28 protein-coding genes are annotated in these 25,185 nt (G+C 63.6%); 2 read left to right on the top strand and 26 right to left on the bottom strand.

Going from position 1 to position 25,185, the window contains the following annotated elements; genetic code table 11:
- Together ACE3RX_RS13780 and ACE3RX_RS13775 are read right to left on the bottom strand one after the other, a co-directional pair.
- Positions 1-1,068 (bottom strand): HlyD family secretion protein, encoded by a 1,068-nt coding sequence (locus ACE3RX_RS13780; protein WP_374484664.1) that lies wholly within the window; start codon positions 1,066-1,068, stop codon positions 1-3.
- A 12-nt stretch (positions 1,069-1,080) separates the two neighbouring features.
- Positions 1,081-2,421: a TolC family protein gene (locus ACE3RX_RS13775; protein ID WP_374484661.1), complete on the bottom strand. Its 1,341-nt coding sequence runs from the start codon at positions 2,419-2,421 to the stop codon at positions 1,081-1,083.
- Between the two features lie 136 nt (positions 2,422-2,557).
- Between ACE3RX_RS13775 and ACE3RX_RS13770 the strand changes: the two genes are divergently transcribed.
- The gene (locus tag ACE3RX_RS13770; protein WP_374484659.1) at positions 2,558-3,079 is read left to right on the top strand and encodes a M48 family metallopeptidase; all 522 of its coding nucleotides are present in this window, start codon (positions 2,558-2,560) and stop codon (positions 3,077-3,079) included.
- Positions 3,080-3,208: 129 nt separating this feature from the next.
- On the opposite strand, the gene ACE3RX_RS13765 is transcribed toward ACE3RX_RS13770, so the two are convergent.
- The 9 genes from ACE3RX_RS13765 to ACE3RX_RS13725 all read right to left on the bottom strand — a co-directional run bounded on the left by ACE3RX_RS13765 (position 3,209) and on the right by ACE3RX_RS13725 (position 10,821).
- Complete coding sequence (locus ACE3RX_RS13765; protein WP_374484657.1) at positions 3,209-4,276, bottom strand: ComEA family DNA-binding protein; 1,068 nt, start codon at positions 4,274-4,276, stop codon at positions 3,209-3,211.
- 167 nt (positions 4,277-4,443) lie between these two features.
- Positions 4,444-5,898: a ribonuclease G gene (gene rng / locus ACE3RX_RS13760; protein ID WP_374484655.1), complete on the bottom strand. Its 1,455-nt coding sequence runs from the start codon at positions 5,896-5,898 to the stop codon at positions 4,444-4,446.
- A 157-nt stretch (positions 5,899-6,055) separates the two neighbouring features.
- Entirely contained in the window at positions 6,056-6,655 is a 600-nt protein-coding gene (locus ACE3RX_RS13755; protein WP_374484653.1) for a nucleoside triphosphate pyrophosphatase, read from the bottom strand.
- Positions 6,656-6,659: 4 nt separating this feature from the next.
- Positions 6,660-7,130: a 23S rRNA (pseudouridine(1915)-N(3))-methyltransferase RlmH gene (gene rlmH / locus ACE3RX_RS13750; protein WP_374484649.1), complete on the bottom strand. Its 471-nt coding sequence runs from the start codon at positions 7,128-7,130 to the stop codon at positions 6,660-6,662.
- A gap of 46 nt (positions 7,131-7,176) precedes the next feature.
- Positions 7,177-7,545, bottom strand: a complete 369-nt coding sequence (gene rsfS / locus ACE3RX_RS13745) for a ribosome silencing factor (protein ID WP_374484645.1) — start codon at positions 7,543-7,545, stop codon at positions 7,177-7,179.
- 4 nt (positions 7,546-7,549) lie between these two features.
- Positions 7,550-8,200, bottom strand: a complete 651-nt coding sequence (gene nadD, locus ACE3RX_RS13740; protein ID WP_374484744.1) for a nicotinate-nucleotide adenylyltransferase — start codon at positions 8,198-8,200, stop codon at positions 7,550-7,552.
- On the bottom strand, positions 8,190-8,963 hold the full coding sequence (locus ACE3RX_RS13735; RefSeq protein WP_374484642.1) for a BPSS1780 family membrane protein: 774 nt from the start codon (positions 8,961-8,963) through the stop codon (positions 8,190-8,192). The genes nadD and ACE3RX_RS13735 overlap by 11 nt, the downstream gene beginning before the upstream one ends.
- Positions 8,964-8,967: 4 nt before the next feature.
- Positions 8,968-9,765 carry a BPSS1780 family membrane protein gene (locus ACE3RX_RS13730; RefSeq protein ID WP_374484639.1) on the bottom strand — a complete coding sequence of 266 codons (798 nt, stop codon included), beginning with the start codon at positions 9,763-9,765 and terminating at the stop codon, positions 8,968-8,970.
- Between the two features lie 108 nt (positions 9,766-9,873).
- The gene (locus ACE3RX_RS13725) at positions 9,874-10,821 is read right to left on the bottom strand and encodes a homoserine kinase (RefSeq protein WP_374484637.1); all 948 of its coding nucleotides are present in this window, start codon (positions 10,819-10,821) and stop codon (positions 9,874-9,876) included.
- 81 nt (positions 10,822-10,902) lie between these two features.
- On the opposite strand from ACE3RX_RS13725, the gene ACE3RX_RS13720 reads away from it, so the two are divergent.
- Positions 10,903-12,900: a UvrD-helicase domain-containing protein gene (locus tag ACE3RX_RS13720; RefSeq protein ID WP_374484635.1), complete on the top strand. Its 1,998-nt coding sequence runs from the start codon at positions 10,903-10,905 to the stop codon at positions 12,898-12,900.
- Between the two features lie 109 nt (positions 12,901-13,009).
- On the opposite strand, the gene ACE3RX_RS13715 is transcribed toward ACE3RX_RS13720, so the two are convergent.
- The 15 genes from ACE3RX_RS13715 to metF form a co-directional block, all read right to left on the bottom strand.
- Positions 13,010-13,705 carry a class I SAM-dependent methyltransferase gene (locus tag ACE3RX_RS13715; RefSeq protein WP_374484633.1) on the bottom strand — a complete coding sequence of 232 codons (696 nt, stop codon included), beginning with the start codon at positions 13,703-13,705 and terminating at the stop codon, positions 13,010-13,012.
- A gap of 351 nt (positions 13,706-14,056) precedes the next feature.
- Positions 14,057-14,620 (bottom strand): hypothetical protein, encoded by a 564-nt coding sequence (locus tag ACE3RX_RS13710; protein WP_374484630.1) that lies wholly within the window; start codon positions 14,618-14,620, stop codon positions 14,057-14,059.
- A 327-nt stretch (positions 14,621-14,947) separates the two neighbouring features.
- Complete coding sequence (locus ACE3RX_RS13705) at positions 14,948-15,427, bottom strand: hypothetical protein (RefSeq protein ID WP_374484627.1); 480 nt, start codon at positions 15,425-15,427, stop codon at positions 14,948-14,950.
- Positions 15,428-15,430: 3 nt separating this feature from the next.
- A complete protein-coding gene (locus ACE3RX_RS13700; protein ID WP_374484623.1) occupies positions 15,431-16,312 on the bottom strand; it encodes a hypothetical protein in 882 nt (293 codons plus the stop codon).
- A gap of 246 nt (positions 16,313-16,558) precedes the next feature.
- The gene (locus ACE3RX_RS13695; protein ID WP_374484621.1) at positions 16,559-17,125 is read right to left on the bottom strand and encodes an HNH endonuclease; all 567 of its coding nucleotides are present in this window, start codon (positions 17,123-17,125) and stop codon (positions 16,559-16,561) included.
- Positions 17,122-17,490, bottom strand: a complete 369-nt coding sequence (locus ACE3RX_RS13690) for a hypothetical protein (RefSeq protein WP_374484619.1) — start codon at positions 17,488-17,490, stop codon at positions 17,122-17,124. The genes ACE3RX_RS13695 and ACE3RX_RS13690 overlap by 4 nt, the downstream gene beginning before the upstream one ends.
- A gap of 409 nt (positions 17,491-17,899) precedes the next feature.
- On the bottom strand, positions 17,900-19,027 hold the full coding sequence (locus ACE3RX_RS13685) for a PleD family two-component system response regulator (protein ID WP_374484615.1): 1,128 nt from the start codon (positions 19,025-19,027) through the stop codon (positions 17,900-17,902).
- Positions 19,024-19,440 (bottom strand): BLUF domain-containing protein, encoded by a 417-nt coding sequence (locus ACE3RX_RS13680; protein ID WP_374484610.1) that lies wholly within the window; start codon positions 19,438-19,440, stop codon positions 19,024-19,026. Before ACE3RX_RS13680 ends, ACE3RX_RS13685 begins: the two co-directional genes overlap by 4 nt.
- Before the next feature lie 41 nt (positions 19,441-19,481).
- The gene (locus ACE3RX_RS13675) at positions 19,482-19,730 is read right to left on the bottom strand and encodes a hypothetical protein (RefSeq protein ID WP_374484608.1); all 249 of its coding nucleotides are present in this window, start codon (positions 19,728-19,730) and stop codon (positions 19,482-19,484) included.
- 466 nt (positions 19,731-20,196) lie between these two features.
- Positions 20,197-21,354: an ABC transporter substrate-binding protein gene (locus ACE3RX_RS13670; RefSeq protein ID WP_374484606.1), complete on the bottom strand. Its 1,158-nt coding sequence runs from the start codon at positions 21,352-21,354 to the stop codon at positions 20,197-20,199.
- Positions 21,355-21,481: 127 nt separating this feature from the next.
- Positions 21,482-22,708, bottom strand: coding sequence for a hypothetical protein (locus tag ACE3RX_RS13665; RefSeq protein WP_374484602.1), 1,227 nt, complete (start codon positions 22,706-22,708; stop codon positions 21,482-21,484).
- A 10-nt stretch (positions 22,709-22,718) separates the two neighbouring features.
- The gene (locus ACE3RX_RS13660) at positions 22,719-23,483 is read right to left on the bottom strand and encodes a hypothetical protein (protein ID WP_374484599.1); all 765 of its coding nucleotides are present in this window, start codon (positions 23,481-23,483) and stop codon (positions 22,719-22,721) included.
- An 18-nt stretch (positions 23,484-23,501) separates the two neighbouring features.
- A complete protein-coding gene (locus ACE3RX_RS13655) occupies positions 23,502-24,008 on the bottom strand; it encodes a hypothetical protein (RefSeq protein WP_374484596.1) in 507 nt (168 codons plus the stop codon).
- A complete protein-coding gene (locus ACE3RX_RS13650) occupies positions 24,005-24,283 on the bottom strand; it encodes a DnaJ domain-containing protein (RefSeq protein WP_079434857.1) in 279 nt (92 codons plus the stop codon). Before ACE3RX_RS13650 ends, ACE3RX_RS13655 begins: the two co-directional genes overlap by 4 nt.
- Before the next feature lie 5 nt (positions 24,284-24,288).
- Complete coding sequence (gene metF, locus ACE3RX_RS13645; RefSeq protein ID WP_374484591.1) at positions 24,289-25,134, bottom strand: methylenetetrahydrofolate reductase [NAD(P)H]; 846 nt, start codon at positions 25,132-25,134, stop codon at positions 24,289-24,291.
- Positions 25,135-25,185 lie beyond the last annotated feature (51 nt).

Here is a 25,185-nt window from a genome sequence, read left to right as displayed (position 1 = left end):
TTACCAGCGCGGGGCTTGCCAGGGCACGCTGTCCCGCCAGCGGATCACCGCGTCGGCGGGCACGCCCGGGGTCAGGCGGTGTTCGGGGTTGGCGTCGAAGTAGAGCTTTACCGCGTAGGTCAGCTTGACCCGTTCGTCGGGGGTCTGCACTTCCTTCGGCGTGAATTCGGCCTGGGACGCGATGTAGCGCGTGGTTGCGGGAAAGGCCTTGTCCGGGAAGGCGTCGGTATACACCTGGGCCGGCAGGCCGAGGTGCAGCTGGCCAATCTGCTTTTCGGGCACATAGACCTTGAGGTAGAGCTTGTCGAGGTCCACCAGGTCGAAGATGGGCGTGCCGGCGGCAACCATCTCGCCCGCTTCGCGCAGGCGGGTGAGGATCACGCCGCCGGTCGGCGCGCGCAGGCTGAGGTCATCCACCAGGCTGGCGACTTCCTTCGCCGCCGCTTCGGCCTGGCGCAGGCCGGCTTCCAGCGCGGCAACGTCGTTCTCGCGGGCTTTCACCTTGTCGTGGCCGAGGTGGGCGGCGCTGAGGCTCTGCTCGGCCTGGCGCAGGTCGGCCTGGGCGGCGGTGTGGGCGAGGCGCATCTGCTCGGCACGGCGGGGTTCGACGGTACCGCGTTCGGCCAGTTCGTCGAAGCGCCGGGCATCCTTGGCGGCTTGGGCCTCGGCGGCACGGGCCTTGGCGAGCACGGCGTCGGCGCTGGCTTCGGCCAGCGGCACTTCGCGGCGGGCGATGGCCAGCTGGGCGCGGGCGGCCTGCAACTGGGCTGCGATCGTCGCGACTGCGGCGTCGGCCTGCTGCTGTTTAGCGGCGAGCTGGGTGTCTTCGAGCTGGGCCAGTATCTGGCCGGCCTGCACGGCGTCGCCCTCGCGCACCTTCAGCGCAGCGATGCGCCCGGCCAGCTTGCTGGCCACCGTCGTGTGGTCGCCCTCGATGCGGCCGTTGGCCTGGATCAGGCCTTCCGGCAGCGCGCCGCTGCCGGCAAAGCGCTGCCACGCCCAGATGCCGCCGCCGACGACGGCCACGGCCACCAGGCCGATCAGGAGGTTCTTCTTGTCGAATCGCATGGCGGGCTCCCGTTACAGCTCGCCGACGGCCTTCTTGAGCCGGAGCCGGGCGAGGTGGAGATCGTAGTGGGCGTTGAAGTGGTTGCTGTCGGTGAGGCTGCGCAGGGCTTCCGCGTCGAGCACCTCGGTGTGGGTGCCGACGCCATTGCGGTAGCGGTCGCGGGCGACCCGCAGGTTCTCGTCGGCCTGGGCCAGGGCCGTGCGGGTGGTGGCCAGGCGTTCGTCGGCCTCACCGACGGCCAGCCATTCCTTGCGGACTTCCAGCGCGATCAGGCTGGCCGCGTCGTCCTGGCGCTCGCGGGCGGCGCGGGCGCGGGCCGTGGCGGCATCGGCGCGGTGGCGCTGCACGTTGCCGTCGAAGAGGTCCCACTGCACGCCGACCATCAGCTGGGCCACGTCCTGATTAACCCGGTAGCGGTTGTCCTCGTGCAGCACCGCGGCCTTGATGCCGACCTGTGGGCGGGTGCCGGCGCGTTCCATCTCGGCTTCTTGGTCGGTGGCTTCGGCGTGGGCGCCGAGCAGTGCGATTTCCGGGCGCAGGCCGCGGGCACGGGCTTCGAGGGCGGCGATATCCGGGCGGCCGGTGCTATTTGCGGCAGGTTCGGCGACGTCCACCGGATTGTCGAGCGGGCGGCCGAGCAGGCGGTTGTAGGCTGCGGCGGCGAGTTCGGTGGCATTGCGGGCCTGGGTCCGGCGCTGGCGGGCATCGGCCTGCGCGACGGCCACCGACAGGATGTCGTTGCGGGCCACCAGGCCTTGCTTGCCCAGTTCGGCCACATCGGCCGCGTGGGCGTCGAGGGCTGCCAGGTGGCGTTCGGAGGCAGCCAGTGCGCTGCGCGCCCGCAAGACGTTCAGATAGGTCTCGGCGACATCGAGCTTGATGGCCTGTTCGCTGCGGGTGCGCTCGAAGCCGCTGGCCTGCACGCCGGCTTCGGCGGCATTCACCGCCGCGCTGATGCGCCCGCCGGTGTAGACCGGCAACGTGGCCTGCAACGCGTGGGTCGCGTAGCTGCGTTCCGATAGCGGCATCTGGTTGGGCAGGGTGACGCCGGGGATGGATGGCAGGCCGATCAGCGCGGCCGGTTCCCGGTTCAGGACCGTGTAGCTGGAGCTGGCGGTAGCTTTCGGTAGCGCCAGCCCGCGGGCGGCTTCACGGGTGGCGCGGGCCGCATCGGCTTCCGCGTCGGCGGCACGCAGGCGGGCATCCACGGACAGGGCCTGGCGCCAGGCGTCGTCCAGGGTTTCAACCGACCAGGCTGGCTGCGTGACAGCGAGGAACGCGGCCAGCAGTGCCGGCCGCATCAGGCGGTGCGGGCCTGTGCCATGGGTGAGGCGGGAACGGGGAGCCTTCATCGAATCCTCCGCCGGGTAGTTAATGACTGATCAGTCAGTAAATTACGCCGACAGGATAGCCCCCGCATTGCGGAAGATCAAAGTGACCCGGCGTCAACCGCTAGAATCGCGTCCTTCCGTCTTGTTTGCGTCGCCGATGTCCGTTCCCGTGTCCCTCAAATACCTTTTCGGTTACCCCGAGCATCTGGTTGGCCAGGTGCGCGAGTTACTGGAGGAGCGCCGCCTCGGCCCGCTGCTGCTGAAGAAGTACCCGGAGGTCCACGGGGTGCGCAGCGATATGGCGCTCTACGAATACGTGACAGAGCTGAAGGCGCGCCATCTGCGCAATGCCGAGCCCCTCAGCAAGGTGGCGTTCGACGGCAAGCTGCAGACCATCCACAACGCGCTGGGCACGCATACGACGGTGGCGCGGGTGCAAGGCGGCAAGCTCAAGACCAAGCGGGAGATCCGCGTTGCCAACCTGTTCCGCGAGGCGCCGCCGGAGTTCCTGCGGATGATCGTGGTACACGAACTGGCCCACCTGAAGGAACGCCAGCACGACAAGGCCTTCTACCAACTGTGCTGTCGAATGGAGCCGGATTACCACCAGTTCGAGTTCGACGTGCGGTCTTGGCTGTGCTGGCTGGAGGCCACTGGCGAGGGCATATGGGCCCCGTAGGGGCGAATTCATTCGCCCGCGATCGGCTGATCAGGGTGACCAACGTCCGAGGGCGAATGAATTCGCCCCCACAGAGGCGCTTCGAAAGAAGAGCAAGCAGGGGCTCCGTGGTGGATGCCCCGATGGGATTTACAGGCTCAGATAGCCCTTGAGCTTGTCGAGCAGCTTGGCGCCGATGCCTTTGACGGTGAGCAGCTCGTCGAGGGTCTTGAAGGGGCGGGCGGCGATGATCGCGGCGGCGGCTGCCGTGGGCAGGCCCTTCACGGCGGCCAGCTCGGCGGCGCTGGCGTCGTTGATGGAGACGCGGCCGGCGGTGTTGGCAGAAGCGGCCTTGGCGGCAGGCTTCGCGGAGGCCTTCGGCGCGGCTTTGGCGGTGGCCTTGCGCACGGGGCCCGGCTTGGTGGCTGGCTCAGCTTCCACGGCCTGGGCGGCTGCCACGTCGGCCCAGCTGACCGGCAGCGAGAAGTTGGCGAAATCGCGGGTGGCGTAGCCGGCGGCCGTCCATTCGCGCAGCAGCAGCGCGACGTGCCAGGTGCCGGCGGGGCGGGCGACCAGCGGCAGGGTAAGGTCGAGGTCGTGCCAGCTGCGCTGGCCGGCCAGCGGGGACAGCTCGGCGGCGGCGAGCTGGACGCCGTCGGGCGTACCGGCCACGTAAGGCGCGGCCAGGGCCCACAGCTCAAGGGACAGGGTACCGCTCAGGTTGTCGGCGGAACGGGGGTTTTCGAGGCCCTCGACACGAAGGCCGACGCTCTGCTCCCCGAGGCTGAAACCGGAGGTGCCGGTCAGGCGCGGTTGCGCAAAGCTCTCCGGACGCGGGAAGTTGGCAAAATCCTGCACTTCATCGAATTGGCCGTCGCGGCCGCTGGCAAGGACCAGCACCATGCTGTGCTCGGCTTGGCCGGCGGGCGGCAGGGCCGCTGTGAAGGCGCTGACCCAGTTCTGGTTGAGGCTGTCGAGCTGGCCGACCGGCAGTTCGGCGACCTTGGTGCCGCGGATCGGCTGGCCGGCGAACGGCGCCTCGCAGGCCCACAGCTGCAGTGCCCATTCCTGGCCAACGCTGGCGTCGGGATTGCCGACCAGTAGTTCCGCGTCGAGGCGGACGCTGTCGCCGTCGAAGGCGTAGCCATGGTTGAAACCGATGCGCACGGCGCCAGCGGGCTGGTTGGTGGAGGCCTGGAGGATATTCTGGGTATGCATTGCGATTGGTTGTGCCGGTATCGAGGCGGCGGATTCTGAAGGCGCCTCGATGGCAGCGTCAATCGCTCGGCGATTGAATATTTCGATGCACCGACGGGGGGCAAAAAAAGGCTGCAAGCCGCGCCGATTGTAGGATGCGCTACATCGGTGCGGCCATGCGGATGTCCTCAGAGAAGGACGATGTCGAACTGCTCCTGGCCGTAGCTGGCTTCCGGGTGCAGGGAGATGGCCTTGCCGATGAAGTCGGACAACATGCCCAGTGCCTGGGATTCCTCTTCGAGGAACAGGTCGATGACGTTCGGCGCGGCGAGCACGCGGAATTCCCTGGCGTTGAATTGGCGCGCCTCGCGCAAGAGTTCGCGGAGGATCTCGTAGGCCACGGTGCGGGCGGTCTTCACCTCGCCGCGCCCGTTACAGGTCGGACAGGGCTCGCACAGCAGGTGGGCGAGGGACTCGCGGGTGCGCTTGCGGGTCATCTCCACCAGGCCGAGGGTGGTGAAGCCATTGACCGTCATTTTGGTGTGGTCGCGGGCCAGCGCCTTGCGGAACTCATCGAGCACCGCGGTGCGGTGTTCCGTGCTTTCCATGTCGATGAAGTCGACGATGATGATGCCGCCCAGGTTGCGCAGGCGCAGCTGACGGGCAATGGCCTGGGCCGCTTCCAGGTTGGTCTTGAAAATGGTGTCGTCGAAGTTGCGGGCACCGACGAAGCCGCCGGTGTTCACGTCGATGGTGGTCATCGCCTCGGTCTGGTCGATGATCAGGTAGCCGCCGGACTTGAGGTCCACCCGCCGCGCCAGCGCCTTCTCGATTTCCGCCTCGACGCCGTGCAGGTCGAACAGCGGGCGCTCGCCGGTGTAGTGGTCGAGCAGCGGCAGCACCTGCGGCATGTACTCGGTGGCGAAGGTGGTCAGCTTCTGGAAGTTCTCCCGCGAGTCGGCGACGATCCGCGTGGTGGCATCGGTGACCAGATCGCGCAGCACCCGCTGGGCCAGGTTGAGATCCTGGTACAGCTCCGTGGGCGGGCGGGCGCCGATGCTACGGTTCTTGATCTCGGCCCAAAGCTTGCGCAGGTAGGCGATGTCGGCGGCGAGTTCCTCGTCGCTGGCGTTCTCGGCCATCGTGCGGACGATGTAGCCGCCGGTCTCGTCGTTCGGCAGCAAGCGCGTGACGCGCTCGCGCAAGGCTTCGCGGCCGGCCTCGTCGCCGATCCGCTGGGAGATGCCGATGTGCTTGTCCTGGGGCAGGTAGACCAGCATCCGGCCGGCGATGGAAATCTGCGTGGACAGGCGCGCGCCCTTGGTGCCGAGGGGATCCTTCAGCACCTGCACGATCAGGTTCTGCCCTTCCGACAGGATGCGTTCGATGGGGCGCGGTGCGTCGCCGTGGTGGCGGTCGGCCCAGATGTCGGCCACATGCAGGAAGGCGGTGCGTTCAAGGCCAACGTCCATGAACGCCGACTGCATGCCGGGCAATACGCGTACGACGCGGCCCAGGTAGATGTTGCCGACGATGCCGCGGCTGGCCGTGCGTTCGACGTGGACTTCCTGCACGACGCCCTGCTGCATGAGAGCGACGCGGGTTTCTTGAGGGGTGAAATTGATCAGGTATTCGTCAGACATGATGCGGGAAGCAAACGGTGATGGGCGATGGCGCATCGTGGTGATGTGCCATCGCCGATCGCCGCTCGTCCGGCATCGGCTGCGCGGGGTGTTCCGCGCCTGCGGGTGTGTGTGTCCTCTCCTCCGAAGGGCGCCGGCTCTTGGTGGCCGGCGTCAGTCAGAGAGGATAGCCGAATTCCTGCAACAGGGCGGCAGTCTCGAACAGGGGCAGGCCCATGATGCCGGTGTAGCTGCCGCGGATCTCCTCGATGAAGACCGCCGCGCGGCCCTGGATGCCGTAGGCGCCAGCCTTGTCGGCGGCCTCGCCGCTGGCCACGTAGCGGCGGATCTCCTGATCGTCGAGGGCACGGAAGCGCACTTCGCTGACCGACAGGCGCTGGGCATAGCGTTGGCCGTCACCCACCACCACCGCGGTGAGGACCTGGTGGCTGCGGCCGGACAGGGAACGAAGGATGTCCTCCGCATGCTCTGCATTGTCCGGTTTGCCAATGATCGCCCCGTCCAGTTCCAGCGTGGTGTCGGCGGCCAGCAGCAGGCGCGGCGGCAGGCTGCGCCAGCTGATCCGCTTGATGCCGCCGACGGCCTTGGCCATGGCGACCCGCTGCACGTAGCTGAAGGCGTCCTCGCCGGGCAACACGTCCTCGTTCACGTCGGCGTCGGCCCGTGCCCCGGTGCGGAACAGCAGAGGTTCGAAACGGACGTGGATCTGCTTGAGCAGTTCGCGGCGACGGGGGCTGTTGGAGGCGAGGTAGATCACGGCATCATTCCCGGTGGTACGGATGGTTCTTCGACAGGCTCCAGGCCCGGTACAGGGCTTCGGACAGCATCACCCGCACCATCGCGTGGGGCAGGGTCAGGCTGGACAGGCGCATCGTCTCGTGGGCGGTGGCCTTCAGGGCCGGGTCGAGGCCGTCCGGTCCGCCGATGATCAGCGCCACGTCGTCGCCCGTGTCCTGCCAGCGCTCCAGGCGCTTGGCGAGAGCCTTGGTGGTCAGGTCCTCACCCCGTTCGTCGAGGATCAGGCGCCGGCAGCGCGGCGGCAGGGCCGCCTCGATGCGAGCCGCCTCGAGGGCCATCATGACTTCCACGGTCTTGCCGGTGGTGCGGGGTTCGGCCTTCACTTCAACGAGCTGCAGGGGCAGTTCGCGCGGCATGCGCTTGGCGAAGTCGTCGAAGGCAGTGTCGACCCAGGCCGGCATGCGGGTGCCGACCGCGACGATCAGGAGTTTCATGGTGCGGGGGGCGGCGCCGGTAGCGCCGCGGGCGGTGCGGAAAGGCTCAGGCGGCGCGGGCCGCGGCGCTGCCGGGGCGGGAGGGGCGCGCCGGCGTGGCGGACCACAGCTCTTCCAGGTTGTAGTAGGCGCGGACGGCCGGCTGCATGACGTGCACCACGATGTCGCCCAGATCCACGAGAACCCATTCGCCGGAGTCCTCGCCTTCCACGCTGACCACCGTGAGGCCGGCCTCGCGGGCCTTGTCGGCCACGTTACGGGCGAGGGAGCGGGTCTGGCGGTTGGAGTCGCCGCTGGCAATGATCACCCGGTCGAAGAGCGAGGTGAGGCGCGTGGTGTCGATGACCTGGATGTCCTTGCCCTTGATGTCCTCAAGGGCGGAGACGACGAGTTGTTCGAACTGGGTGATTTCCATCGATTCAGATATAGAGTTGGTGCAAAGAAATATAGTCAACAACGGCCGGCGGGAGCAAATAGCGCAGGCTCTGGCCGGCGGCGCGGCGGGCGCGGATGTCGGTGGCGGAAATGGCCAGCGGCGTCATCGAGAACTGCACCAGCGAACCGGCCGGGCGGCCTTCGAGGGCGTCCAGCGTGCCGTGGCGGCGATGTGTGAGTTCGGCCAGCTCGGGCGCCATGCGCGCGCTGTTGAGGCTGTAGCCGGGGCGGTTGGCGACGGCTACGTGGGCGAAGTCGAAGAGCTCTCTCCAGCGCTTCCAGGTGGGCAGGCCGAGCAGCGCATCGACGCCGAGCAGCAGCACCAGCGGCCGCGTGGGGCCCAGCTCGGCACGCAGGCGTTCGAGGGTCAGGATCGTGAAGCTGGCCTGGGCGGCTTCCACCTCGGCGGGGTCTACTTCGAAGACCGGGTTGTCGGCGGTAGCCAGGCGGGCCATCGCCAGCCGGTCTGCGGCGCTGGCGCCCGGGGCATCCCGGTGCGGCGGCTGGCCGGCGGGAATGAAGCGTACCCTCTCCAGGCCGAGCGCTTCTCGGGCGGTTTCGGCAAGGCGCAGGTGGCCGAAGTGGATGGGGTCGAAGGTGCCGCCGAAGAGTCCGAGAGCGTGTTCAGCTGGCATCATCGGGACCGATGCGTTCGAAGACGTCCAGGGCGTTGGCGTAGAAGCTGGCAAAGACGACCGGAATGAAGATGATCGGGAAGGCCAGCGCCGGCAACAGGCTGAGCAGCGGCGAAACCAGCTCGAGCACGCTGACCAGGATGCCGGCGCCCAGCGCCACGCCGAGCAGGCCCAGTCCGAAGGCGAGGAAGGCTCGCCAGTTGCGCAGGCAGGCGACGAAACTGAAGAACAGCGCCTTGGTGGCCGGGATGCGGCCCCAGCCGGCCAGCAGCGGGGCGAACCAGTAGGCCATCATCAGCGGCGTCGAGCCGACGGTGCTGACCAGCAGGGCGATGATGAAGGACGGATCCTCAAGGGTTTCGCCCCAACTGGTCTTGCCCATCACGGCCTTGAACAGCTTGCTGTTCACCTCGGCGTCGAACAGGGTGCTGAGGCCGAGCACGATCAACGAGCCGATGAAGTAGATGCCGCCGATCTTCACCTGCTCCTGCAGGTTCTGGCGGAAGCCCGAGACGAGGATCTCCGGCCCGGCCTTGCGCCGTTCGGCGATTGCCTTGCAGCCGTTGAAGATGCCGAGCGACAGGGCCGGCATCACCAGGAACATGATGACCTGGCCGATGAAGGGGATCGCCGCGACCATCAGCAGGGTCAGGGAGCTGCCAAAGACCAGAAAGGTGACCAGCGCCGGGTTGCGCCGCCACAGCGCGAAGCCATCGATGATCCAGGCCCAGCCACGCTGGGCCGGCAAGGTGCGCGCCTGCATCCGCTCAGTCCGCCGTGCCAGGAGCGGCGGCTTGCGGGGAGACCAGCGCCGTGTCGCCGAAGACGTCCTGGTAGGACGCGTACACCGTGCCGGCCAGTACCGGAACCAGGACCAGCACGCCGAGGCCGGCGGGGATCATCGCGACCCAGATCAGCACGTAGATCAGCACGCCGAGCACCACGAAGGCGCCGAAATTGCCGAAGCAGGCCGACAGGGACATCTTCATTGCATCCAGCGGCGGCGTATCGCGCAGCACCACCAGCGGTGCGGCGAACCACAGGGCGGTGATCAGCAGCACCCACAGCACCGAGAACACGATGCTGCCGAGCAGCACCCCGCTCACCAGGCCGAGGCCTATGCCGGCCAGCGCGCCGAGGATGTAGCCGGTGAGCAGTGCGCCGCCGCCGACCAGCACCGACACGAAGCCGGCGATCAGGCCACCGAGCAGGTAGAACACGCCCACCAGTGACAGGTTGCCGGCGTGCACCTTGAGGCCGGCGAAGAGGTGTTCGATGCGCAGGGGCTTGCCCTGGGCCAGCGCGTGGCAGCCGAGGACCATGCCGGCAACCATCACCGGGAAACCGATCAGCACCACCGCCCAGCCTAGCAGCGGCACCAGACCCAGCACGAACAGCATGATGATGAAGATCACGCTGATGGCGACCCACACCCCCGGATTGCGGGCGAAATAGAACCATCCGGCCTTCAGCCATACCAGGCTTTCGAAGGGCGAAACATGCCGTGGGCGCGGATGGCGCGCGGCGTTGTGGGGATGGTGTGCCGGGGCAGCCGGATCGGTCATTGTCGGGCGAGGGGAAACGGGTTGGAAAATCAGGATGTTGCGCTGCGACGAGATGCTAGCCCAAATTGCCCACCCAGTTCAAACCGGCAAAACCCTGGATGCCGTTTTTCAGGCCGGCAAAGCCGGTAACTGATTGGCATTGGCGCGAAGCCGCAGGATGCGTCGATACTCGCCCGGGTCTTTTACCAGCACCATCTCGCCGGGGCGCGGCAGGTGGAAATCTTCCAGCCGCGACAGCCAGAAGCGCAGCGCGGCGGCGCGCAGCACGGCCGGCCAGGCGTTCCGTTCGGCGGTGCTGAAAGGGCGGGCCTCGGCATAGCTGGCGAGCAGCGCGGCGACGCGGGCCGGATCAAGCTGGCCGTCGGCGTCGGCGCACCAGTCATTGACCGTCACCGCCACGTCGAACAGCAGCGCATCCACGCCGGCGAAATAGAAGTCGATGACGCCGCCGACGAAATCGCCGTCCCACAGCACGTTGTCGCGGAACAGGTCGGCGTGAATCACCCCCTGCGGCAGGGCGGCCAGATCGAAGCCGGCCTGGAAGGCCAGCTCCGCATCGAGTTCAGCCTGCTCGTCGGCGGGCAGATGGGCACGCACGCGGGCCGCGCAGTCGCGCCGCCACTCGGCGCCGCGCGGGTTGGCCTGCTTGCGCCCGAAGGACTGCCCGGCCAGGTGCAGGCCGGCCAGCATCGCGCCGATGCGCGCGCAGTGGGCTATGGTTGGCGCCATCTCCGACTTGCCGGCCAGGCGCGTGACCAGCACCGCCGGCTTGCCGGACAAAGTGCCCAGGTATTCGTTGTCCCGGTTGGCGATCGGCGCCGGTACCGGCAGGCCGTGGCGGGCCAGGTGAGCCATCAGGTGCAAGTAGAAGGGCAGCTCGGCGCGCGGCATCGTCTCGAACAGCGTCAGCACGTAGCGGCCGAGGCTGGTGGTGACGAAGAAATTGCTGTTCTGCACGCCGGCGGAGATCCCCTGCAGGACATCCAGGCGGCCGATGGCGTAGTTCCGCAGCCAGACCGCGAGGTCGGCGTCGGTGACGGGGGTAAAGACGGACATGGTGCGAAGAGCTTACATCAGGCCGGCCCCTGCGGCGCGGTAGAATGCGCACCCGCTCCACCCGATGTCCGCAGCACGCTCATGTCGCTCCTCCTCAACGCTCCGCAACGTGAAGCCATCCATTATCTGGACGGCCCCTGCCTGGTGCTGGCCGGCGCCGGCTCCGGCAAGACGCGGGTGATTACCCAGAAGATCGCCTACCTGATCAGCGACTGCGGCTTCAACCCGCACAACATCGCGGCGATCACCTTCACCAACAAGGCGGCCAAGGAGATGCTGGAGCGCATCGAGAAGCTGATGGGTGGGCGCGCGGTCAAGGGGCTCACGGTATGTACCTTCCACGCCCTCGGCGTGCGCATCGTGCGCCAGGAGGCCGCGCTGCTCGGCCTCAAGCCGCAGTTCTCCATCCTCGACGCGTCGGACACCACGCAGATCATCGCCGAGATGACCGCCAACACCGACAAGAACCGCGCCAAGGCCCTGCAGTGGCAGATCTCCAGCTGGAAGAACGCCCTGATCGAACCCCACGAGGCGGCCCACCTGGCCAACGACGAAATCTCGTCGGCCGCCGCGCTGCTCTACATGGAGTACGACAAGACCCTGCGCGCCTACCAGGGCGTGGACTTCGACGACCTCATCCGTCTGCCGGTCAAGCTCTTCGAGGAACACCCCGAGGTGCGCGAGCGCTGGCAGAACAAGCTGCGCTACCTGCTCATCGACGAATACCAGGACACCAACCGCGCCCAGTACCGGCTGATCAAGCTGCTCACCGGCGTGCGCGGCGCCTTTACCGCGGTGGGCGACGACGACCAGGCCATCTACGCCTGGCGCGGTGCCGACGTGGAGAACCTGCGCCAACTGCCGGTCGATTTCCCCAAGCTGAAGGTCATCAAGCTGGAGCAGAACTACCGCTCCACCACGCGCATCCTGCACGCTGCCAATACCGTCATCGCCAACAACGAGAAGCTCTTCGAGAAGAAGCTGTGGTCCGAGCACGGCGCTGGCGACCCGGTGAACGTGGTGGCTTACCAGACCCCCGAGCACGAAGCCGAGGCGGTGGTGATGAAACTCTCCGCCCACAAGTTCGAGAACCGCACCCACTTCAAGGACTACGCGATCCTCTACCGCGGCAACCACCAGGCCCGCTTGTTCGAGCAGCAGCTGCGCAATCACAAGATCCCCTACGCCATTTCGGGTGGGCGCAGCTTCTTCGAGAACGCCGAGATCAAGGATCTGTGCGCCTACCTGCGCCTGATCGCCAACGAGGACGATGACCTCTCTTTCATCCGCTCGATCACCGTGCCGCGCCGTGGCGTGGGCGCCGCCTCCATCGAAGCCCTCAGCCACTACGCCGCCAACCGCAACATCAGCCTGTTCACCGCGGCCTTCGAGGAAGGTGTCACCGAACATGTGAACGCCCGCCAGCTCGAAACCGTGCGCGAGTTCTGCCACTTCATCAACCGCATGGCCCACCGCGCACCGCGCGAACCGGCCGGCCAGGTCATCGGCGACATGCTCAAGGCCATCAACTACGAAGCCTGGCTGTACGAGAGCTGTGAGCCTCGCGAAGCCGAGACCAAGTGGAGCAACGTCAGCGACTTCACCGGCTGGCTCGGCCGCAAGGGCGAAGAAGACGGCAAGACCCTGTCGGACATGATCCAGACCATCAGCCTGATCACCATGCTCGACAAGGACGACGAGGAGCTCGACCAGGTCCAGCTCGCCACCCTGCACGCCTCCAAGGGCCTGGAGTTCAAGCACGTCTTCCTGGTCGGCGTCGAAGAAGGGCTGCTGCCGCACCAGTCGTCCATCGACGAAGACAAGATCGAGGAAGAGCGCCGCCTGATGTACGTGGGCATCACCCGCGCCCAGCGCAGCCTCACCATCAGCTACTGCGAACGCCGCAAGGCCGGCCGCGACGTGCGCACCTGCGACCCGTCACGCTTCATCGACGAAATGGGCGCCGAAGGCATCAAGCGCAGCGACCGCAAGAACCCCGAGCCGGTGAGCAAGGAAGACGCGCGGGCGCGCATCGCCAATTTGCGCGCGATGCTCGGTAGCAAGCCGGGCGGCAGCTGAGCGAGGTGCGGGTCAAAACAGCCGCTGCATCCCGTGTGGGCTCCGCTTCATGCAAGCCGCGCGGGCATCGTTTGCAGGCGGGCATGCTGAAGGCCTGTACGACCGAACCTCACTTCTCGCAAACATAAACCGAGATAAAGCCCTTGCAGTCCTTCCGCACGATCTGCAAGCCACTGCGTTCAATCAGGCCTTCGAGGATCCAGTCCAGCGTCGAGAACTCCGCCTTGATGTGCTGGATCGTCTGCTGGGCCACGTCTTCGCCCGCATGGGCGCCTACCTCGGCGACGGCGTGCGCGAAGAATGCGTCGTAATCGTCGATGGCGGCCGGGAAGACTACGTCCCGTAAGTAGAGCCTTCCATGGGGACGCAGGCTGCCGGCCATTGCCGCCAGCGCCCGTGACTTCCAGAAATCCGGCAGATGATGCAGCGCCAATTGCGTGACCACTGCATCCACCGACTGCTGCGGCCGAAAGCCCGACAGGAAGCCACCGCTCTCGAAACTCACGTTGCGGATGCCCCGCTGTGCCGCCTTGTGGCGGGCGTAGTCCAGCATCGTCGGTGACACATCGCTGGCATACACATGCCCGACCGACGCCGCCAGGGCGAGGGCGCATTCGCCCGTGCCGGTCCCGATCTCCCAGACGACGGCGTCGCCCGACAGTGCCAGCGCCTCGCGGATGTCCGCCGCCTCGGCGCCGACATCGCGCAAAGTCTGCATGCGCGCGTCGTAGGCCTCCACCTCTTGTCGATTGCGGTAGTCGGTGCCGACCTGGATCGTTTCATCGTATTGCCATGGGTGGGGCATAGGAGGGCGCCTCTGAATGCTGCGTGATGTAGGTATGAAATACCTCGCCAGTCGGCAAATCAACAGGTCACGGTATTGAAGGTCGGGCTTGGAAGAAGTGCTCCCTTCCCGTTCGTGATCCGGGCTGTACTTTGTCAGGCATCCCGCTGCCAATTCTTCCGTTTTGGAAAGGATGAGGGGTTTATGGGATTTCTGGATTTTGCCGCGCCACCTAACTGGGTTTGTGCAGACCTTCCGAAGGCGGCTTTCGACCCGGAGCCGGCATAGGAACACCAAGAAAGCTGCTACTTAACGTCTGACATAACCGGCGCTGCGCGTCTTCATTGCGCAGAGTCCGTGTTGATGGCTGGGCTAGGCTTCTGGCACATAGTTTTTCATGGATGTTTCATGGCAAAGGTGCGCTAACTGCTCATGAAGAACGATTGCTTCGCGATGTAGCGGGGACAGTGACTCGACAGGTTGAGAAACGCCATCGATTACGGAAATGGCCGTACGAGCAATTCGTTCATCCAAGTCTTCAATTCTGGCTGTCAGCTCAAGCAACTTGATTCCTAGTTCCGGAACATATGACGAGATACGGGCTTGAAGTCCTATAATTTCGGGCAGCAAGATATGCATTTCTTTATCGTATCTTTGCAATTGTGTTTCTCCAAAGCGCTTGGGAGATTCCTTGGCAATCCACGTTAGCCAACACATCGAGTGAGTGGCCGAGGCTAGCTTCTGAATTGCGTTTTGCAGGGCTTCTCGCATCTCTGAGTGTAGAGACGCGGCCTGAGAGTGATTTAGTTTGGCACGCTCAAGAGTCAGCTTCGCAGCCTCGATCCGCGATTGCCGCCAAGCCTGAATCCACTGACCACATATGGCAGCGATAGCACCAACGCTGGCACCTATAACAACGGCGGTTGCCTGATCCATTGCGCTCTCCGAGAAGCCTAGCTTTGTTTTAGGGTGACCACCCTGCTTTGTTGAGCAGTCGGCGTAGGTCGATTTAATTAAGTACTTCGGAAAGTTCTCTTTCTCTAATGTTTTCTACCCCTTGAATTACCATTTCTGAAATAATTAGAGAGTGCTCATCATTGTTTAGAAAGTGGAAAAGATATTTGAAGTTCGCGCTGTGCATGAGCCAATTATTGAAAAAGACTTTCGTATTAATAGATATTTTCATATTCAGCCGCCTCTGGGTGTTTGTAAACACTTTGTTTTTACAGGCGCCACATTAGCGCTTTCAGCATTAAAGTAAAACTATTTATTTTTGGGGGTATTGATGTGTGTAATAATTTCTTTTACGCGAATTCGTGCAGCATAAACACTAATCGCCAGAAAAAGTTGACCAACAATACTAGCGGCGAACAGTAATAGTCCGACCCCGGTGTTTATCCCTGATTTAGCTGTCCACGGGATTAGGGATATGAGAACAAAAACCACCGCAAAACCTAAGCCAACCCATATATGTACTTTTAGTTTCCAGTAATCCTCCCACTCAGTGAGGATGCGGATTGTCTCTTTGTCTTCCTGAAGCAGAACTCTCAACTCATTGATCACCCATGCAGCCAATACAGTTGGCATTAGCATCAGATTTTTTAGTACATCCTCATTCAGCGAAAGCGATGTGGCCATAAGCCCAAGTTCGGTACCGAAATATTGATATGTCAACCAAGTAAAAGCTAAAACGAGAGCCTCTACGCTAACTATGGTGACCCGTAGTAAATATAGTGCTCGCACGATTTAATGCTTCATGTCGCGTTCATTACTTACTCGCTCAAACTGTGCTTTCGCTGCATTTGCTAGAGACTCTGGGGTGGGTTCCTTTTCGAATAGGAAGCTCTTCTGCGACTCGGAAGTCCGCACGATTACTTCATGAGTGCCCTCGATCCCTACGGCCTTGCCCGAACCATAACCGTCCGCGGCCATGAGCATGGCGGCATCAGTAATATCGGGAGTTTGTGTTGGCACATATCTTGGATCCTCAAGAATTTTTTGCATGAGTGTGAGTAGTTGTGTCGACAGGCCACTTGTCCGCTCTGTTTTTTCTCGAACAGAGATTTCTTCGGCTTGTCTTTTTTTTACATATCCATCAAGACTTTGCCACAGGCGTCCAAAAAGTGGATTGGGTGGGTGAACCTTTGCCGAAAGTTCGATGATTCTATCTAGACTACTGAGTTTTTGAAGAAAGGCGCGATAGTCCACAACTGGTTCTACAGTGCAGTCCACGAAGAAATTGTCGTACGCCCCTTCAATAATTGCTTTAAACCTACGAGGAAATATATCTTCTTGAATTCCATCCCATACATGAAGAAAGGCAAGTCCTGAGAATTGCGGAAGGTAGACAAATGGCGCACTGGCTTCTAAAAGATTTTGCGCCCGCGCCTGAAGCTGATGCTTACCCGCTTCGTCTACAATTTTTACCTTCCCCTCTCTCGAATACTTTGCGAGATTTCCAAAGACGTAGGGCGCTGTAGAGTCGCGCCTATCAACTACATCCGTAATCGTCCACTCAAATTGACCAATCGGCACCGTAGGGGCATTGACGATTGCGTTAATCAGTTTCGTCTGGTTTAGCTCCCCAAGCTTTATGACTCTCGCCATATAGTATCTACCGCGTCGCATCGCTCCCCCTCCAGGTTTGTCTCATCTGTATGGCTGAAATTTGATTTTCCGCCTCATGCCTGAACCGTCGTGTCGTAGCGAACCGACGTTAGTTCAATTGTCGGAAGCGGGAAACAGGGCTTTGCATTACCAAGTCTCGAACACAGCCGTTAAGTGCGTCGGCATAAACCAGGCCGGAGCACCTCCTTTGGTCATGCTTAATCAGCTTCTGCTATTGACCGATACGTGACGCTGTCTTGCACTCATCTACCCAACCTTATACGTAACCTTCCCCTCGCTGATCGTCACTTTTCCCTGTCGCTGTAATTCACCAATTAATCCATTCAAATCCGCGTCGGACAGGTTCTCCTGCCGGTGCTGCTTGATCAAGGCCTTGATGGTGCTTGTCAGCGTGGATGTCTTGCGGGGCCTTGAGGCGCCGCGTTTCTTGAGGTCGGCCAGGACCAACTCCAATCTTTCCTGCGTTGCGGATGGCACTTTTGCGGCGGCGGGTTTTGGTGCTGATACGGAGGGTGAATTTCCAGTGTCGGCAAGCCCTGGTGCGGGCGGCTTTGGGGGCGTCGCTAAATGGGCGGGGCATTTGAAGTTGCCGCGCTGGTTCAGCACGATCTGCAGTTTTTCCTTGATGGATTTCGAGCCGAGCAATTGATTCAGTGCCCTGCAACACGCGACGCAGTTGTCGTCGGCATTGGCTCCGCCATTTGAGCTGGCGACAAGATGCTCGACGGAGGCATCTGCTTTAGGGAGAGGGTTGCGACAGAAGAAGCACATGCCGCCTTGGGCAAAGAGCAATCTGTCGAGGTGGGCGCTCATGCGTCTGTTCCGTCCGACGATTTGTTCGCGGATGGACGTGTTCCCTTCCCCCGCCCCTTCCGCTCCGACCTTTTCTTCAACCCCAGTGCCGCCAGTTCATCCGAATCCGGGCCATAGATGGCCTTGACCTGATTTTTCACGCCGAGGATCAGTTCGTGGAAGTCGTGCTGGGCGGTGATGAGGGCGTCGCGGGTGGCGGCGTGGGTGTTGCGGGCGTGGAGTTCGGCTTCGTGGGCGGCGTTCAGCTTGTCGTAGGCCGCGCTGACGGCGGGGAAGCTGTAGTCGTCCTTGTAGGGCTGGTAGTGAGGGATGCCCTTGAGTGCGCGGTAGGTGTCTTCGTCGGCCTTGAGGTGTTGCGGCGACATGCGGGTTTTGTTCGGGTTGGCCATGGCGTGCGTGCGGTAGGCAATGGGCTGGAGACGTTGTCTATGCTCGCTACACTACGATGGCTTATGCATTTTGGGCTGTGACATGACGCACTCGGGCGACCGGGCGCGAGTTCGGTGGCCGGTGATTGGACTTCGCGAGGTGGCGAAGGTGATTCGTGAGGCGGCGAAGAGGATTCGGTGATGTGCGATAAATGTTCTGGGGGTTCCGAAATTTATTTGGAGGGCTCAGAACATTTATCGGTGCCAGGAGAAGTCGTTTCGTGTTGTGGAGAAGTGACTTCGATGCTGCGAGATGCTTTGCCGGAGCGGCAAGTCATGCGCTTTTCTGGCGATTGCGCCGGCAGCGCTCGGCGCAATCTTTGACCTCCGCCCAGACGGACGCCCGTTAGCGTTCGAGCATCATGCGCAGGCGTTCTTCGAGGTGATGCAGGAGGGCATTCGTCTCGTCCGCCCGATCGAAGATCTTTACGAGTCCCTGGGTTTTCTCGAGCACCATCGCAGCGATCTCTTCTTCCAGGTCAGGGTTCAAGCCGAGTGGGGTGAAGGAAACGACGAGTTGGTCCATCAGCGTTCGCACCTGCATGACTGCTTCACGATGCGCTTGTTCGCTGTGGGCCAGGCTGTTGGAAATTGTCTGCCGGATATCCGGCAGCAATGCCTCGATTCCGTTGTGCGTGAGACGGAAACGCTGATCGGCAACCATGGCCTGTATGCGCGCATCGGCCATTTCGGCGCCAATGGCCAGGTGGTCGCGCAGGCGGCCGCAGAGGTCCGAGTCTTCCACGGGCATGTTATTGACCAGTACCGTCAGATGCTCGAAGTTGTACGAGCAACAACGCTTGAACTGGAAAATCCGGTCCAGCTTGGCGACATGGGCAATCGTTGCGGTATCCATCGGCGTGTCGCGGCCTGCATCTCCCAGCGTGAAGGTCTGGGTCGGCATGCGTATCTGAACCGCGCCCTTCAGGCGGAAGCTGTGCAACATAGCGAGGATGGCCTGGGCCACGGCATCGGCATCCACACTCTCGTTCAGCGTACGCATGAACTGGATCAGCGCCGCGTATTCATCCATGTTCGACAGCAGCAGGGAGCTCAACTCCTCGGAGCCTGCCAGTTGCTGGCGCATGGTTTCGCGCTGTTCAAGCGTCTGCCGGATGCGGTTGATGCGGTGCCTGACTTCGTCGATGACGTAAGGTTTGACGATGAAGTCCTCGCCACCGGCTTCGTAGGCGGCAAGGCGCACTTCCGGCGACTCGTTGCGGGAAATGAAGACCACCGGCATCGTTGCCAGGCCTTCACGGGCCTTGATGTCCCGACAAAGACTGAACCCGTCCTGATCGGGCAGGCTGATGTTCAGCAACAGGATATCCGGCCGCTGAGTTTCCAGCCGACGCAGGCAGCCTTCCGCTGACGTGAAAAACTCGACCTCGTACGCCTCGTCGAAAACCGATTCGAGAATGACGTCGGACATTACGTCATCATCGACACAGAAGATTCGCGGCCGTTCGTTCATGATGCCTCCGGCTCGGTGGCGAGCAACTTGAGAAACGGGCCGCCGATGCGATCGGGCAACAGTTCGCAAATCGCAACCGCTTGCCGGTAGTTGAGCGCGAAGGTTTCATCGCCGTTAGCGACTTTGCGGGCCGAAGCGTAAGCCATGGCCCACGTGGGCATCAGCAGCTTCTCGCCATCCGTTCTGGATAGCACGCGCAGTTCGTGATGACGGGGGTCGCGTTCAATGCGCTTATAAAGCGCCTCGACCTGATCCGGCGGACCTTCCAGGAACTGGAGGAAGCGCCGCCCGCGGAAAAGCAGGATGCCGGAGACGTGTGCCTGGTTATTTCGTACCTGTGATTTGCGCAGGATATCGAGAACCTCTTCTTCCCCCAGCGAGTCGCTAGCCAGGCTCTCATAAACGATCTGCATGAACGGCAATTTCTTCTCCTCTGTCATGCGTCGGGGAGTTGTTAGTGCTGGAGGGCCCAGGCGACGCCTTCCGTCGATGCGTAATGCAGGGCCGCAGTCTGGCTCGTGAAACTGGGTTTGAAACGCATGATCCGGGTTGTGGTGGATGTGCCCCGGCCCGAGTGGATGGACACCGATGCGGCAAAGCCGCCGTCGGAGTCCTGTTTGGTCATGGGGGAGACGCGAAAGCGGCCCACGGTGATAGGTGTGTTGTTGTGCATAGTTTTATTCTGTGTGATGGCGTGTGCCATGCAGGGTAGATTCGACAGGACAAGACCTGCCGAGTTCAACGGCGTATCCGGGAAGTGCGGCGTTACGACAAAGCAAATCGGAATGCTTGTGATGTCGTGGGTACGCGGTGCTTGCCGGTGCCAAACGCGATGACGCGCAATGGCCAGTCCGCCGGTTTATTTTCAAGAAGAGGAAGGCTTCGCATCCGGGCGTTCCCTTGCCGTCATGGGCAAATTCGGAACGCTGCGTCTGGATGGGAAAGGTACCGCTACTCGCGCGATAAGCGCTATTGAAATTCATGAGAAGCCCTGGTTGGTAATGGGCTTCTTGGTGAATTGGTGGCGCACCCTACCATGCCTGGGTGGGATTCTGCAACAGGTTTGTTTCGTGATTGTGACGTTACGCCTGGCTTTCGTTCCAGGGATGCTCGACGGATCCAGGGCGATTGGCCGTGGCCCCCGAACACCCCTGAGGTGTGCGGGGCGTTTAGCGCATCAGCTTGCCGCCGCTGCCGACGATGGTGACTTCGGCGAAGTGGGAGCCCTGGCGTTTGCCGGGGCCGAAGTCGATGGTGTAGCCGCCGGTGTCGTAGTTGCGCAGGCTTTCGAGGGCGGTGGTGAGTTTTTCGCGGGTCGGTTGGGGGCCGGCGCGGCGCAGGCCTTCGACGAGGACCTTGGCGGAGATAAAGCCTTCCAGCGTGGTGTAGGTGAGGCCGGCTTTGGGCTGCAGGGCCTTGGGGATGGCTTCGAATTCGCGCACCAGCGGCAGCGCGGCGTTGCCCGGATAAGGCATGACCTGGGAGATGGCGATGCCGGTGGCGTCGGGGCCGAGTTCGTTGGCGAGGGCATGGACGCCGACCACGGAAACGGCGAACAGCTGGGCGGCGTTGCCGCTCTGCTTGAACTTGCGGACGAAGTTGGCGGTGGCTTTGTAGGTGCTGAACATGATCACCGCCTGCGGGTCGGCGGCGGCGATGCGTTGGACGGCGGGGCCGACGTCCTGGGTGTTCTTGTCGAAGGCGCCTTTGGCGGCGATGGTCAGGTTGCGCTTGCGCAGGGCCTTGGTGACGCCGTCCACGCCGGAGATGCCGAGGGTGTCGTCCTGGTAGAAGACGGCGATGCGGGTAACGCCGGTGGTGGTGAGCTGGCGGACGATCTTCTCGGCTTCGTCGCCGTAGCTGGCGCGCACCCAGAAGGTGTAGGGGGAGGTTTGGGTGCGCAGGTCGTCGGAGCCGGTGTAGGGAGCGACGGAGGGGATCTTGCGCTCGTCGAGCAGGGGCATCACGGCCCAGTAGTTGGCGGTGCCCATGATGCCGAGGAAGGCCAGCACCTTGTCGTTGTCGAGCTGTTTCTTGACGTTCTGCACCGCCCGTTCGGGCACATAGGCGTCGTCGGCGCTGACGAGCTCGATCTTCCTGCCGTGGATGCCGCCCTTGCTGTTGATCCACTTGAGGTAGGCCTGCGCGCCGTCGCGCAGTTCGGTGCCGAGTTCGGCGAGGGGGCCGCTGAGGGCGGCGCTCTGGCCGATGCGGATGGTGTCGGTCGCGGCGGGGGCTTCGGAGGCGGCGTGTAGCGGGGTGCTGGCAAACAGCAGGCTGCCGAGCAGGGTGGTCAGGGCACCAAGGCCCCGGGCGGAAAATCCCATGACAGTCTCCATGGACGAGGTGACGGAGCCGGTCTGTTGCCAGCTCTCGGTTGTTGGAGGCGCGAGTTTATCCGCAAGGGATGCCTTGCGGATATGGGTCCGTCATGGGTTTGGCGTAATGCCGGGGTCAGCCGCGTTTTTTCCAGCTGGCGCGGCAGGTGTCCTGCAGGTAGTCGAGGGCGTCGCCTTCGTCGTGCTGGTCGAGCTGCATGCGGGCTTCGGGGCCGAGGTCTTCGAGCCACATGCGGCGCACGTCGGCCTGGTATTCGAAGGGGACGACGTTCTCGATGAAGTGGGCGACGGCGTTCTCGTCGAAGCCCTTGTCGCGGAAGTTGTCCCAGATCTGCAGGGCATCCTTTTTGCGCAGGCTGCGGGCGGGGGGAACGCCGGTGGCGATCATCAGCAGCACGCCGCACTGCACGTCGGTGTGGTCGCCCTGGCGGCCGGTGATGCGCAGCCATTCCTCGGCGCGGGCCTTGTCGTGGTGGGTGATCTCGTCGACCGAGCTGGTGTCGAAGAAGAACAGGCCGGAGAAGCGGTCCTGGTTGCGGTAGAGCTCGGTGGCGGGCACCTCGCGGATCACCGGCAGCACCTTGGTGATGAAGCGCTCCTTCTCCTTTTCCATCAGGCTGCGCAGGTGGGCAGGGGCGTCCTCCAGCCAGGCGTCGAGGGTCGGAAAGGCGGGGCTGCGCTTCTTGAGGGCGGCTTCGTGCAGCTTCATGAAGCGGTCGACGCTGAAGAAGCCGGCGGGCTTGCGTTCGTTGAGGAGGACCAGCAGCGCACTGTTGACCACCGATTCGCAGAACACGTGCCATTCGGTGGCGTCGTCGCGGCTCACGCCGAACTTGCCGGCCAGCCAGTAGGCCAGTTCGATGTGGTGCTGGTTCTGCTCGCGCACACGCCGCTCGGCGAGGTAGCGGGAGAAGGTGATCGGCGTGACCGAGGTGTATTTGTCCAGAAAGTCCTTCTCGTTCTCGCGCAGCACCTCGGGGCCGGCCAGCAAGCGCTCGCTGGGCAGGGCGTGGAGCTTGCGCAGGCGGTCGGCGCCGGCCTTGGAGAGGGCCAGCAGCGTCTTGTCGCGCAGCAGCTGGGTGGCGACGTCCATGCGTCCACCGGATTCCGCTTCGAGGGCCAGGCCGACCAAGGTCACCAGCCGGTTGCGGGCGGCCTCCAGCTCGGGGCGCAGGTTGGCGGTGCCGAAGTAGGCGGCCAGCTGCACGATGCCCTTGGCGCCTTCCTTGTGGATGCCGTCCAGGCGGGCGGCATCCACGTGGTGGTTCTTCAGCGCGTGACGCAGCACCCGTTCGAAATAGGGGCTGGTGTCGACGGTGGCGAGTGCGGTATCGATGGACATGGGCGTCGGATCAGATCGCGGATTCTTCGTCGTCCTCTTCCAGGCGCGGCACGCCCGGTTCGGTTTCGGCGGGCAGGCGGGCGGCTTCGGCGGCGCGCTGGAGGCGGTCCTGGATCTCGATGATCAGCAGCTCGAAGGTGTCCTGGAACTCATGGCGCAGCACCCAGGCGGTTTCCATCCAGTCGCCGTCGGCCACTTCGGAGCGGGACATGCGCACGCGGGCCATCTCGACCGCGTCGCCGATCTCCAGGCCCTGGTCGAGCTCGTCCACGCGCTCGGCGTCCCAGGTGGCGGCGGATTTGGGCGCGAAGGCCTTCTCTGCGTCGATCTCCTGTTCGAACACGCCGTGGAAGGCGAGGGCGAGCAGGGAGTCATAGTGGTCGATGAAGTAGTCGGCCAGCAGGCGCACGCCTTCGTCGTGCTCGGCGAGGCATTCCAGCACCTCGGCGCAGGACGGGCCGGTGCGGTGCATGACGGCGTTCATGGTGTTGCGCAGGCGCGGCACGTACTTCTCGAGGGGCTCGCCGTACTGGCGTTCGAGGAGGATGGCCTGGACGAACTGCTCGGGGCTGACCAGCAGGTTGATGACCGATTCCTTGCTGGCGTCGAACTCGCGCATGACGGCCAGCACGTCCTTGGGGGCCATCTCGTCGAGCACCGCCACCAGGGCGTGGTCGCCTTCCTGTTCGGCGATGACGGCGAGGTTGGCTTCGGCTTCGGCGATTTCGCCGGCCTGGATCAAGGCGTGGGTTTGCTTGATGACAAGCTCAGACATGGAGAGAAAACCTTTCGATTAACGGTCGACGGCGTCGAAGCCCTGTTCGGACAGCCACTCTTCCCCGGCTTCGCCGAGGTCGTCGCTGTCTTCGTCCTCATCGCTGGCGCTGGGAGCGGCGGCGCGGGCGATGGCACCGCTGCCGAGCATCCACTCGAGCACCGCAGCGGTGACGAGGAAGTCGGCGCCGCCGTCCTGCTTGAGGCTCTGGGCGATGAGCGGCTGGGCCCACGGGGCGATTTCCAGGGATTCGGCGAGTTCGTCCCAGATGGGGAAGCTGCCGTCGCCCGGCTCGGTGTGCGAGGCAGCGTGCAGGGCCTTGGGCGCGGTAAAGCGGAAGGCGCCATGCAGCGCGGAGGCCACCATCTCGGGGGCGCTGTCGATCATCGAGAGCAGGAAGGGGAATTCGCTGTGCTTCTCGCGGACGCGCTTCTTGAGCACGTCCTTGCCTTCCGAGTCGGAGCGCAGGTCGTCGATTTCGCTGGCGTAGCGCTCGAAAATGTCTTCGAAGTAAAACGAGGTCAAGAAATTACCTTTTCAATGTACGAGGCCCACAGGGACGTGGCCTCCTGCAGCGGGTCGTCGATGAGGTTGCGCTGGCGCAGGGCGTCGTAGTCTCGCCGCTTGGCCTCGTCGGAGAGCAGATCATAGGCCGCCTGGATGTCGCGGAAGCGCGCCGCGGCGCCTGGATCGGGGTTGCGGTCCGGGTGGTAGAGGCGCGCCGCCTTGCGGTAGGCGGTCTTGATGACTTCCGCGGAGGCGCTCGGGGCGACGCCGAGGACTTCGTAGGGATCGCGCATGGCGTTCAGCCCTGCTGGCCGATGCCCAGCCGTTCGCACAGGGCGATGGTGGGGCCGGCCTGGTTCATGCTGTAGAAGTGCAGGCCCGGCGCGCCGGCTTCGAGCAGTTTGGCGCACAGCTCGCTGACCACGTCGAGGCCGAAGGCCTTGATGGACTCGGAGTCGTCGCCGAAGGCTTCGAACTTGCGGCGCATCCAGCGCGGGATCTCGGCGCCGCAGGCGTCGGAGAAGCGCGCCAGCTTGGAGAACGAGACGATCGGCATGATGCCCGGCACGATCGGCACGTGGACGCCGAGGCGCTCGCATTCGGTGCGGAAGTGCAGGTAGGCGTCGAGGTTGTAGAAGTACTGGGTGATCGCCGAGTTGGCACCGGCATCCACCTTGCGCTTGAAAGCCAGCAGGTCGTCCTTCGGGCTGCGGGCCTGGGGGTGGTATTCCGGGTAGGCGGCGACTTCGATGTGGAAGTGATCGCCGGTTTCGGCGCGGATGAATTCCACCAGCTCGTTGGCGTAGCGCAGCTCGCCCGGATCGCCGACGCCGGAGGGCAGGTCGCCGCGCAGGGCGACGATGCGGCGGATGCCTTCGTTCTTGTAGCGCAGCAGGATCTCGCGGATGTGTTCGCGAGTGGAACCGATGCACGACAGGTGCGGTGCGGCCGGGTGGCCTTCACGCTGGATTTCGAACACCGTTTCAAAGGTGCGGGCCTGGGTCGAACCGCCGGCACCGAAGGTGACCGAGAAGAACTCGGGCTTCAGCACGGCCAGCTGGGCACGGGTGGCGCGCAGTTTCTCGACGCCTTCCAGCGTCTGCGGCGGGAAGAATTCGATGGAGAAGGGAGTCTTGTTCGGCACGGGATTTCCTCACGGGCCCGTCGGCGCACGGCGCCGACGGGCAGGACCAGC

The organism is Zoogloea sp. (assembly GCF_041914405.1).
Taxonomy (GTDB): Bacteria; Pseudomonadota; Gammaproteobacteria; order Burkholderiales; family Rhodocyclaceae; genus Zoogloea.
Note: the sequence above shows the minus strand (reverse complement) of the source record. Positions and strands in the feature narration are given on the sequence as shown.

Coding starts and splice junctions, on each gene's coding strand:
- ACE3RX_RS13720 (WP_374484635.1), top strand. CDS start 10,903: ATGTCGCTCCTCCTCAACGCTCCGCAACGTGAAGCCATCCATTATCTG.
- ACE3RX_RS13680 (WP_374484610.1), bottom strand. CDS start 19,440: ATGCAGATCGTTTATGAGAGCCTGGCTAGCGACTCGCTGGGGGAAGAA.
- rlmH (WP_374484649.1), bottom strand. CDS start 7,130: ATGAAACTCCTGATCGTCGCGGTCGGCACCCGCATGCCGGCCTGGGTC.
- ACE3RX_RS13650 (WP_079434857.1), bottom strand. CDS start 24,283: ATGCGCGATCCCTACGAAGTCCTCGGCGTCGCCCCGAGCGCCTCCGCG.
- ACE3RX_RS13660 (WP_374484599.1), bottom strand. CDS start 23,483: ATGTCTGAGCTTGTCATCAAGCAAACCCACGCCTTGATCCAGGCCGGC.
- rsfS (WP_374484645.1), bottom strand. CDS start 7,545: ATGGAAATCACCCAGTTCGAACAACTCGTCGTCTCCGCCCTTGAGGAC.
- ACE3RX_RS13730 (WP_374484639.1), bottom strand. CDS start 9,765: ATGACCGATCCGGCTGCCCCGGCACACCATCCCCACAACGCCGCGCGC.
- ACE3RX_RS13665 (WP_374484602.1), bottom strand. CDS start 22,708: ATGTCCATCGATACCGCACTCGCCACCGTCGACACCAGCCCCTATTTC.
- ACE3RX_RS13670 (WP_374484606.1), bottom strand. CDS start 21,354: ATGGGATTTTCCGCCCGGGGCCTTGGTGCCCTGACCACCCTGCTCGGC.
- ACE3RX_RS13725 (WP_374484637.1), bottom strand. CDS start 10,821: ATGTCCGTCTTTACCCCCGTCACCGACGCCGACCTCGCGGTCTGGCTG.
- ACE3RX_RS13690 (WP_374484619.1), bottom strand. CDS start 17,490: ATGTCGCCGCAACACCTCAAGGCCGACGAAGACACCTACCGCGCACTC.
- ACE3RX_RS13685 (WP_374484615.1), bottom strand. CDS start 19,027: ATGAACGAACGGCCGCGAATCTTCTGTGTCGATGATGACGTAATGTCC.
- nadD (WP_374484744.1), bottom strand. CDS start 8,200: ATGCCAGCTGAACACGCTCTCGGACTCTTCGGCGGCACCTTCGACCCC.
- ACE3RX_RS13695 (WP_374484621.1), bottom strand. CDS start 17,125: ATGAGCGCCCACCTCGACAGATTGCTCTTTGCCCAAGGCGGCATGTGC.
- rng (WP_374484655.1), bottom strand. CDS start 5,898: ATGTCTGACGAATACCTGATCAATTTCACCCCTCAAGAAACCCGCGTC.
- ACE3RX_RS13770 (WP_374484659.1), top strand. CDS start 2,558: ATGTCCGTTCCCGTGTCCCTCAAATACCTTTTCGGTTACCCCGAGCAT.
- ACE3RX_RS13710 (WP_374484630.1), bottom strand. CDS start 14,620: ATGGATCAGGCAACCGCCGTTGTTATAGGTGCCAGCGTTGGTGCTATC.
- ACE3RX_RS13735 (WP_374484642.1), bottom strand. CDS start 8,963: ATGCAGGCGCGCACCTTGCCGGCCCAGCGTGGCTGGGCCTGGATCATC.
- ACE3RX_RS13780 (WP_374484664.1), bottom strand. CDS start 1,068: ATGCGATTCGACAAGAAGAACCTCCTGATCGGCCTGGTGGCCGTGGCC.
- ACE3RX_RS13765 (WP_374484657.1), bottom strand. CDS start 4,276: ATGCATACCCAGAATATCCTCCAGGCCTCCACCAACCAGCCCGCTGGC.
- ACE3RX_RS13775 (WP_374484661.1), bottom strand. CDS start 2,421: ATGAAGGCTCCCCGTTCCCGCCTCACCCATGGCACAGGCCCGCACCGC.
- ACE3RX_RS13675 (WP_374484608.1), bottom strand. CDS start 19,730: ATGGCACACGCCATCACACAGAATAAAACTATGCACAACAACACACCT.
- ACE3RX_RS13700 (WP_374484623.1), bottom strand. CDS start 16,312: ATGCGACGCGGTAGATACTATATGGCGAGAGTCATAAAGCTTGGGGAG.
- ACE3RX_RS13715 (WP_374484633.1), bottom strand. CDS start 13,705: ATGCCCCACCCATGGCAATACGATGAAACGATCCAGGTCGGCACCGAC.